This window comes from Mameliella sp. AT18 (genome assembly GCF_028807275.1).
GTDB lineage: Bacteria > Pseudomonadota > Alphaproteobacteria > Rhodobacterales > Rhodobacteraceae > Antarctobacter > Antarctobacter albus.
In genome coordinates this window covers 1-7392 of the sequence record NZ_JARAMO010000260.1, presented here as the reverse complement: position 1 = coordinate 7392, position 7392 = coordinate 1, and the positions used below count along the sequence as shown (strand labels likewise).

Genomic DNA, 7392 nt, shown 5'->3' with positions numbered 1-7392 from the left:
ATCAACGGGCTGGACACGCATTACATGTACCGCGACGTGGTCGATATCATGGAAAAGGCCGGCGACCGGGTCGAGACGATCCTGGTGCCCAAGGTGGGCGTGCCCGCCGACCTCTACATGGTCGAGGCGATGATCAACCAGATCGAACAGGCCTGCGGCCTGACCCATCGCGTCGGCCTGGAGGCGCTGATCGAAACCGCGCTGGGCATGGCGAATGTCGAGGCGATTGCACAATTCGGCGGCCGGCTGGAGGCGCTGCACTTTGGCGTGGCCGATTACGCGGCCTCGATGCGGGCGCGCACCGTGAACATCGGCGGGCTGAACCCGAACTACCCGGGCGATCAGTGGCATGCCTCGATCACCCGCATGGTCATCGCCTGCCGCGCCTACGGGCTGCGCGCCATCGACGGGCCCTTTGGCGATTTCGCGGACGGGCAGGGCTTTGTCGATGCGGCGCGCCGCGCCGCCGCCCTGGGCTGCGAGGGCAAATGGGCCATCCACCCCAGCCAGATCGCGATGGCCAACGATGTTTTCAGCCCGCCCGAGGCCGAGGTTTCCAAGGCCGAGCGGATCATCGAAGAGCTCAAGGCCGCAGAGGCCGCGGGCAAGGGGGCGGCCAGCCTCGACGGCAAGATGATCGACGCGGCCAGCGAAAAGATGGCCCGCAACGTGATCGACATGGCGCAGGCGATTGCCGCCAAGGAAACCGGCATCGCCGCAGAATAACCCGCGCAGAGGGAGGATGAGAAATGGACATTCATGAACACCAGGCCAAGGAAATCCTGAAGAGCTTTGGCGTCCCGGTGCCGCGCGGCGGGCTGGCCTATTCGCCGGAACAGGCGGCCTATCGCGCCCGTGAACTGGGCGGGAACGCCTGGGTCGTCAAGGCGCAGATCCATTCCGGCGGGCGCGGCGAAGTGGGCGGCGTCAAGGTCTGCAAGTCCGAGCAGGAAGTGGCCGACTTCGCCCGTGGCCTGCTGGGCCGGCAGCTTGTCACCAAGCAGACTGACGCCAACGGCAAGGGCGTGTTCCGGCTCTGGGTCGAGGAAGCCTCTGACATCGCGCAGGAACTCTACCTGGGCTTTGTCCTGGACCGGAAGACCGAGCGCATCATGATCGTCGCCTCCGGCCACGGCGGGATGGAGATCGAGGACCTCGCCGAGGAAGATCCCGACAGCCTGGTGCGGTCGGTGGTCGATCCGGCGGTGGGGCTGGCCCTGTACCAGGCGCGCGAGCTGGGCTTCCGGCTGGGGCTTGAGCCCAAGCAGGTCGACCAGTTCTCGACCTTCCTGCGGGCTTGCTATCGCGCCTACCGCGATCTTGACGCCATGATGGTCGAGATCAACCCGCTGGTCATCACCGGGTCGGGCGATCTGGTGGCGCTGGATGCGAAAATGTCCTTTGACAGCAACGCACTGTACAAGCATCCTGCCATCGCCTCGCTGCGCGACCCGTCGCAGGAAGACCCGCGCGAGGCGACCGCCTATGACAACGGTCTGGCCTATGTCGGTCTTGATGGCGACATCGGCTGCATCATCAACGGCGCCGGGCTGGCGATGGCCTCGATGGACATGATCCAGCTGGCCGGGGGGCAGCCGGCGAACTTCCTCGACATCGGCGGCGGCGCTTCGCCCGAACGGGTCTGCCAGGCCTTCCGCACGGTTTTGTCGGACCAGAATGTCTCGGTGATCCTCGTGAACATCTTTGCGGGCATCAACCGCTGCGACTGGATCGCGAAGGGTGTGATCCAGGCCTACAAGGAGGTCGGTATCGACCTGCCCGTGGTGGTGCGCCTGAGCGGCACCAACGTCGAGGAAGGGCAGAAGATCATTCGCGAAAGCGGTCTGCCGATCATCTCTGCCGACACGCTGGAGGAAGCGGCCGAGAAGGCCGTCGCCGCCCGCCCGCAATCCGCCGCAGCCTGAGGAGTACGCGATATGGCTATCCTGATTGATGAAAACACAAAGGTCGTCGTCCAGGGCCTCTCGGGCCGGATCGGCCAGTTCCACGCCCAGGAGATGATCGAATACGGCACCAAGGTCGTTGCCGGCGTCACCCCCGGCAAGGGCGGCACCACGGTGCTCAACCGCCCGGTCTTCAACACCGTCCGCGAGGCGGTGGAGGCGACCGGCGCCGAGGCCTCCCTGCTTTTCGTGCCGCCGGCCTTTGCCGCCGATGCGATGATGGAAGCCGCCGATGCGGGCATCAAGACGGCGGTTTGCGTGACCGACGGCATCCCGGCGCAGGACATGATGCGGGTGAAACGCTTTCTCCGTCGCTACCCGCGGGAGCGCAAGATGCGCCTGATCGGGCCGAACTGCGCGGGCATCATCAGCCCCGGCAAGGGCTTCATGGGCATCATGCCGCCGCATATCTACATGCCGGGCCGTGTCGGCATCGTCGGACGCTCGGGCACATTGGGGTACGAGGCCGCCAGCCAGATGAAATCGCTGGGCATCGGCATTTCCTCTTCCATCGGTATCGGCGGCGATCCGATCAACGGATCCAGCTTCAAGGACATCCTGGAACTCTTTGAAAACGATCCGGAAACCGATGCGATCATGATGATCGGCGAGATCGGTGGCCCGCAAGAGGCAGAGGCCGCCGCCTATGTCCGCGATCACATGACCAAGCCGGTGGCCGCCTATATCGCGGGCCTGGCCGCGCCCAAGGGGCGGCAGATGGGCCATGCGGGCGCGATCATCAGCGCCTTTGGCGAAAGCGCGCAGGAAAAGGTCGAGATCCTCTCCTCTGCCGGGATCACCGTCGCGCCGAACCCTTCGGCGATGGGGCGGACGATGGCCGAGGTCCTGGGCATGAAGGCTGCAGCATGAGCGCCGCGTCCCTCATGGAGCCGGACTATACCGACTGGATCGGGCGGACAGAGACCCGCGAGGGGGGCGTCACGCCCAACCTCGCGGGGATGCTGAACGCCGCCGTCAGCCACGACCTGTCCCCGGAGCGCGATGTGCGCCCGGGGATGGAACTGCCAAGCCTTTGGCATTGGGTCGCTTTCCCGGAATTCGTCCCGATGAGCGACCTGGGCGAGGATGGGCATCCGGCGCTGGGCGGCTTCCTGCCGCCCTTGCCGTTCCGGCGCCGCATGTGGGCGGGAGGCGATGTGCGGTTCGCCGGTGTGTTCCACGTCGGAGAGCGGCTGACCAAGGTCTCGACCATCCGGGCGGTGACGCAGAAGAAAGGCAAGACAGGGCCGATGGCCTTTGTCACGGTGGATCACGTGACCACCGGCGATCAGGGCGGCGTGATCGAAGAAGAACAGAACATCGTCTACCTAGACATCCCGCCGGTCTTTCGTCCGCCGCGCCAGGTGCCGGTGCCCGAACGCATGGCCTACGATGAGCGTGTGCCGATGAACGAGGTTCGGCTTTTCCGTTATTCTGCGGCGACCTACAACGCACACCGCATCCACTATGACCTGCCGTACGCGCAACAGGTGGAGAAATACCCGGCGCTTGTCGTGCATGGCCCCATGCAGGCGACAATGGCGATCGAGGCCGCCGAGCGGCACACGGGCAAGGCGCCCGCGCGCTTCACCTACCGGGTGGTGCATCCGATGTTCCACGACGCCGACCTGCGCCTTGTGGGCGCCCTGGATCCGGCGGGCGGGGCCATCGAGGTCGGGACGGCCACCTTCGAGGACTACCTGGGCCTGCAGGCAAGGATGGAGTGGACGACATGAGCGGCATTCTGGACGGCATGCGCGTGGTCGAAAGCTCGGCCTTCGTGGCGGTGCCCCTGGCGGGCATGACCCTGGCGCAGATGGGCGCGGACGTGATCCGGTTCGACCTGCCGCAGGGCGGTATGGACTATAAGCGTTGGCCTGTAACCACCTCCGGAGAAAGCCTTTTCTGGGCGGGGATGAACAAGGGGAAACGCTCTGTCGCGCTGGATGTGAAGTGCCCGCGCGGGCGGGAGATCGCGCAGGAAATCATCTGTGCCCCGGGCGAAGATGCGGGGCTGTTCATCACCAACCTCGCGGCTAAGGGCTGGACCGACTACGAGACACTGAAGGCCCGCCGCGAGGACCTCTGCATGGTCTCCCTGCGTGGCGACCGGCACGGGAAACCGGCGGTGGATTACACCGTGAACCCCTCTCTAGGGTTTCCGATGGCGACGGGGCCTGAAGGGTCGTCCGACCCGGTCGCCCATGTCCTGCCGGCCTGGGACTGCATCGCCGGGAACATGGTGGTGTCCGGTCTCCTGGCGGCGGAAAGAGCACGCCTTCGCAAAGGGTTGGGGCAGTTTGTTGATCTGACTCTGAAGGATGCGGCGGCGGCGATGCTGGGCAACCTGGGCATCATCGGCGAGGTCGCGGTTAACGGGACCGACCGGGCCAAGGCGGGCAATTCGCTCTACGGTGCCTACGGGCAGGACTTCGTCTGTGCCGACGGTCGGCGCGTCATGGTGATCGCCCTGACCCCGCGCCAGTGGAAGAACCTGATGAAGGTCACCGGCACCGAGCAGGACATGGGTTATCTCGCGGCGCGACTGGGCGTCGACCTGATGCAGGAGGGGGTCCGCTGGACTTATCGGGCCGAGATCACAAAAGTGCTAGCGCCCTGGTTCTCACGTCGTAAAGTGAGCGAGTTTTCATCGGATTTCGACAAGGGCGGCGTGACCTGGTCGCAGTTCCGCAGCTTTGCTCAGGCACTGCGCGAGGACCCGGACCTGTCGACCGAGAACCCGATGTTCTCGGAAATCGAGCAGCCGGGGATCGGTCGCTACCGTGTGCCCGGTTCGCCGTTCAGTTTCGCCGGGATCGCGCGTGAGGCGCCGCGTCCCGCGCCGCAACTGGGACAGCACACCGAGGAGGTCCTGGCGGATGTGGCGAAACTGCCGGAGGGCGAGATCGGCAAGCTGATGGACGAGGGCGTGGCGGTTCAGCCGCGGGGCGATTTCCGCCTGGCCTCGTGACCATCGCCTGTTGAAATGGTGGTCAGGTCGCTCCCCGCCAAACAGAAGATCTGACCATAACACCCCGGGAAGCCACGGTTTCCCGGGGTCTCTGCATCAATTCGGTGACAGCCGCTCGGCCATCGCCGCGGTGCGGACGGTTTCCGAGAAATGGCGGAACTGCTCGGACAGGGGGCTGGAATTGCGCCAGACCATGCCGATCGTGCGTGTCGGTTGCGGCTCGGCGAACCGGGCGATGGAGACACGGGCGGCGGGCGTCTCGACGGGCACCGCCATTTCCGGGATCAGGGTCACGCCCAGCCCGGCCCCGACCATCTGCACCAGTGTCGTCAGCGATGACCCGTCCAGCCCGTCGCGCGGGGTGGCGGAACTCAGCTTGCAGAAACTCAGCGCCTGGTCGCGAAAGCAATGCCCCTCTTCCAGCAGCAGAAGGCGCATCTTTTTCAGGGCCTCCCCGTCGGGCACGGGGGCGTCCGCATCGGCCTCTGGCCGGACGAAGACAAAGCTCTCGTCGAAGAGCGCCACCTCGTGCAGCCCGGTTTCCCCGACCGGCAGGGCCAGGATGGCGGCGTCGATCTTGCCCTCGTGCAATTCCACCAGCAGGCGGGGCGTCAGCGTTTCGCGCACATGCAGGTCAAGCCCGGCGTTGTTGCGGTTCAGCTCGGCAAAGAGGGCGGGCAGCAGGTAGGGCGCGACGGTCGGGATCACACCCAGGCGCAACCGGCCGACCAGATCGCCCTGGGCGGCGCGGGCGAGGTCGTCGAACTCGTCCACGGCGCGCAGGATGTCGACCGCCCGGCTGAGACAAGCCTCGCCCAGGGCGGTCAGCCGCACCTGCCGCGCGCCGCGTTCGAAAAGCGGCGCGCCAAGGTCAGCCTCCAGATCCCGGATCTGCACCGACAGGGCGGGCTGCGAGATCGAACAGGCTGCGGCGGCGCGCCCGAAATGGCCATGCCGGGCCAGCGCCTCGAAATAGCGGAGTTGGCGGAGCGTTAGGTTCTTCATAGGAGAAAGTTATGTCGATGATGAGAAAATACAACTTAAACATATGATCATCCCTTGTTAGAAACATTCTAGGGTATGAGGGAGCGAGTCGCCCTGCCGGCCGGCGAGGGCCCCGCGCGGCGCGCGTCCTCCCCAGAGAGAGACAAGGAACGGGTCGGGCCGCAAAGGCCCGGACCGACGTTTATGACCAAGGGAGAACATCATGGACGGCAATGATATGGCGGGCAAATGCCCGGTCATGCACGGTGCGATCACCGAGACCGGCACATCGGTCACGGACTGGTGGCCGAAGACGCTGAACCTGGACATCCTGCACCAGCATGACAGCAAGTCGAACCCGCTGGGCGCGGATTTCGACTACCGTGAAGAGGTCAAGAGCCTCGACTTCGAGGCAGTCAAGGCAGACGTCAAGGCGCTGATGACCGAGAGCCAGGACTGGTGGCCGGCGGACTATGGCCATTACGGCGGCTTGATGATCCGTCTGGCATGGCACTCGGCGGGGTCCTATCGCCTGGCGGACGGTCGCGGTGGCGGCGGTCACGGCAACATCCGTTTCGCGCCGCTGAACAGCTGGCCGGACAACGGCAACCTCGACAAGGCGCGCCGCCTGCTGTGGCCGGTCAAGAAGAAGTATGGCAACAAGCTGAGCTGGGCCGACCTGATCCTGCTGGCCGGTAACATGGCCTATGAGTCGATGGGCCTGAAGACCTATGGCTTTTCCTTTGGCCGCGAGGACATCTGGCACCCGGAGAAAGACACCTACTGGGGTGCAGAGCGCGAGTGGCTGGCGCCGTCCGACAACCGGTATGACGACGTGGCCAAGCCGGACACGATGGAGAACCCGCTGGCAGCGGTCCAGATGGGCCTGATCTACGTGAACCCGGAAGGCGTGAACGGCCAGCCCGACCCGATCAAGACCGGCGCGCAGGTCCGCGAGACCTTTGCCCGCATGGCGATGAACGACGAGGAAACCGCGGCCCTGACCTGTGGCGGCCACACCGTCGGCAAGGCACATGGCAACGGTGACGCCGGCGCGCTGGGTGCCGAGCCCGAGGGCGCGGACGTCGAGACCCAGGGCTTTGGCTGGATCAATCCCAATCTGGACGGCAAGGCGACCAATGCCGTGACCTCCGGCATCGAGGGCGCCTGGACCACCAACCCCACCAAGTGGGACATGGGCTATTTCAAACTGCTGTTCGGCTACGAGTGGGAACTGACCAAGTCGCCCGCAGGCGCGAACCAGTGGCGCCCGATCGACATCAAGGAAGAGGACATGCCGGTCGATCCCACGGATTCGTCCAAGCGTGTCATGCCGATGATGACCGACGCCGACATGGCGATGAAGATGGACCCGATCTACAACGAAATCTGCCAGAAGTTCATGGCGGACCAGGCGTATTTCGAGGACTGCTTTGCCCGCGCATGGTTCAAGCTGACCCACCGCGACATGGG

7 protein-coding genes are annotated in these 7392 nt (G+C 65.3%); 6 read left to right on the top strand and 1 reads right to left on the bottom strand.

Annotated elements, in window-relative coordinates:
- From PVW46_RS21910 to PVW46_RS21890, 5 genes are all read left to right on the top strand, one after another.
- Positions 1-726: HpcH/HpaI aldolase/citrate lyase family protein (locus PVW46_RS21910; protein ID WP_274577634.1), on the top strand; the 726-nt coding region annotated here is incomplete at its 5' end.
- Between the two features lie 23 nt (positions 727-749).
- Positions 750-1925, top strand: a complete 1176-nt coding sequence (locus PVW46_RS21905) for a malate--CoA ligase subunit beta (protein ID WP_043145901.1) — start codon at positions 750-752, stop codon at positions 1923-1925.
- A gap of 12 nt (positions 1926-1937) precedes the next feature.
- A complete protein-coding gene (gene sucD / locus PVW46_RS21900; protein WP_043145900.1) occupies positions 1938-2834 on the top strand; it encodes a succinate--CoA ligase subunit alpha in 897 nt (298 codons plus the stop codon).
- A complete protein-coding gene (locus PVW46_RS21895; RefSeq protein WP_274577631.1) occupies positions 2831-3700 on the top strand; it encodes an HTD2 family dehydratase in 870 nt (289 codons plus the stop codon). Before sucD ends, PVW46_RS21895 begins: the two co-directional genes overlap by 4 nt.
- On the top strand, positions 3697-4935 hold the full coding sequence (locus PVW46_RS21890) for a CoA transferase (RefSeq protein WP_043145896.1): 1239 nt from the start codon (positions 3697-3699) through the stop codon (positions 4933-4935). Before PVW46_RS21895 ends, PVW46_RS21890 begins: the two co-directional genes overlap by 4 nt.
- Positions 4936-5031: 96 nt before the next feature.
- Here the strand turns inward: PVW46_RS21890 and PVW46_RS21885 are convergent, their stop codons facing one another.
- Entirely contained in the window at positions 5032-5940 is a 909-nt protein-coding gene (locus PVW46_RS21885) for a hydrogen peroxide-inducible genes activator (RefSeq protein ID WP_043145894.1), read from the bottom strand.
- Positions 5941-6142: 202 nt separating this feature from the next.
- Between PVW46_RS21885 and PVW46_RS21880 the strand changes: the two genes are divergently transcribed.
- Positions 6143-7392 (top strand): peroxidase family protein (locus PVW46_RS21880; protein WP_338020541.1); only part of this gene is annotated, 1250 nt, incomplete at its 3' end.

Bases quoted from the DNA above. Each gene is read 5' to 3' on its own strand.
- PVW46_RS21905 (WP_043145901.1), top strand. From the start codon at position 750: ATGGACATTCATGAACACCAGGCCAAGGAAATCCTGAAGAGCTTTGGC.
- sucD (WP_043145900.1), top strand. From the start codon at position 1,938: ATGGCTATCCTGATTGATGAAAACACAAAGGTCGTCGTCCAGGGCCTC.
- PVW46_RS21895 (WP_274577631.1), top strand. From the start codon at position 2,831: ATGAGCGCCGCGTCCCTCATGGAGCCGGACTATACCGACTGGATCGGG.
- PVW46_RS21890 (WP_043145896.1), top strand. From the start codon at position 3,697: ATGAGCGGCATTCTGGACGGCATGCGCGTGGTCGAAAGCTCGGCCTTC.
- PVW46_RS21885 (WP_043145894.1), bottom strand. From the start codon at position 5,940: ATGAAGAACCTAACGCTCCGCCAACTCCGCTATTTCGAGGCGCTGGCC.